This is a genomic window from Prevotella sp. ICM33, from assembly GCF_000517825.1.
Lineage (GTDB): Bacteria > Bacteroidota > Bacteroidia > Bacteroidales > Bacteroidaceae > Prevotella > Prevotella melaninogenica.
On sequence record NZ_JACD01000081.1, the window covers coordinates 1 to 1,909 of the forward strand.

At 49.9% G+C, this 1,909-nt stretch carries 1 rRNA gene; it reads right to left on the reverse strand.

Annotated elements, in window-relative coordinates:
• Positions 1-51: 51 nt before the first annotated feature.
• Positions 52-1,582 (reverse strand): 16S ribosomal RNA (locus tag HMPREF1505_RS10090).
• Positions 1,583-1,909 lie beyond the last annotated feature (327 nt).

A 1,909-nucleotide genomic window follows, 5' to 3' on the forward strand; every position in this document is an offset into this window, starting at 1 on the left:
TGTATACTTAAATACTTATCAAATAAATCAACTAATAAGCATCCTCTCCAGAAAGGAGGTGTTCCAGCCGCACCTTCCGGTACGGCTACCTTGTTACGACTTAGCCCCAATCACCAGTTTTGCCCTAGGCCGATCCTTGCGGTCACGGACTTCAGGCACCCCCGGCTTTCATGGCTTGACGGGCGGTGTGTACAAGGCCCGGGAACGTATTCACCGCGCCATGGCTGATGCGCGATTACTAGCGAATCCAGCTTCGTGGGGTCGGGTTGCAGACCCCAGTCCGAACTGGGACCGGCTTTCAAGATTTGATGCAATTTGCATTACACCNTCCCTCTGTACCGGCCATTGTAACACGTGTGTAGCCCCGGACGTAAGGGCCGTGCTGATTTGACGTCATCCCCACCTTCCTCACACCTTACGGTGGCAGTGTCTCCAGAGTGCCCAGCNTNACCTGATGGCAACTGAAGAGAGGGGTTGCGCTCGTTATGGCACTTAAGCCGACACCTCACGGCACGAGCTGACGACAACCATGCAGCACCTTCACAGAGNCCCCGAAGGGCGTCATTATCTCTAAATCCTTCCTCTGCAATTCAAGCCCGGGTAAGGTTCCTCGCGTATCATCGAATTAAACCACATGTTCCTCCGCTTGTGCGGGCCCCCGTCAATTCCTTTGAGTTTCACCGTTGCCGGCGTACTCCCCAGGTGGGATGCTTAATGCTTTCGCTTAGCCGCTGATACCAGGTACCAACAGCGGGCATCCATCGTTTACTGTGCGGACTACCAGGGTATCTAATCCTGTTTGATACCCGCACCTTCGAGCTTAAGCGTCAGTTGCGCTCCCGTCAGCTGCCTTCGCAATCGGAGTTCTTCGTCATATCTAAGCATTTCACCGCTACACGACGAATTCCGCCAACGTTGTGCGTACTCAAGNAAACCAGTATGCGCTGCAATTCAGACGTTGAGCGTCTACATTTCACAACACACTTAATCTCCAGCCTACGCTCCCTTTAAACCCAATAAATCCGGATAACGCCTGGACCTTCCGTATTACCGCGGCTGCTGGCACGGAATTAGCCGGTCCTTATTCGTATGGTACCTGCAAATAGGGACACGTCCCTAACTTTATCCCCATACAAAAGCAGTTTACAACCCATAGGGCCGTCATCCTGCACGCTACTTGGCTGGTTCAGACTTCCGTCCATTGACCAATATTCCTCACTGCTGCCTCCCGTAGGAGTTTGGACCGTGTCTCAGTTCCAATGTGGGGGACCTTCCTCTCAGAACCCCTACTGATCGTCGCCTTGGTGGGCCGTTACCCCGCCAACAAGCTAATCAGACGCATCCCCATCCATTACCGATAAATCTTTACTTCAAATCTGATGCCNTCATCGAAGACTATGCGGTATTAGTCTGCCTTTCGGCAGGTTATCCCACAGTAATGGGAAGGTTGGATACGCGTTACTCACCCGTGCGCCGGTCGACGTCCAAAGAGTGCAAGCACTCAATGCCGTTTCCCCTCGACTTGCATGTGTTAAGCCTGTAGCTAGCGTTCATCCTGAGCCAGGATCAAACTCTCCATTGTAAAATATGTTTTGGTGATAAGTGATNGGTGATAANTGATAATGAATACCANCTTANCCCAANCNCTNCACCGAGTAATCTCTGTTTCAGAACGCTTATCCTAAAAGTATCAAGTAAAAAGCACCTTTTCTNTTGTTCCNTAATTNTTTTGAGNCNGTGNCTCAAAAGCANGGACAATGAATTGATNGGTTCGTTNCTTTTACCCANCCATTTGATATAAAANCAAACAGACGCTTCTTGTACTACTTCTCTGTTTATGTAAATCTTTTCAAAGAACTCTTTCTTTACTGCTTTAAGTAACTTGCCAGGTGGCTTGTTTTGTAAAGCG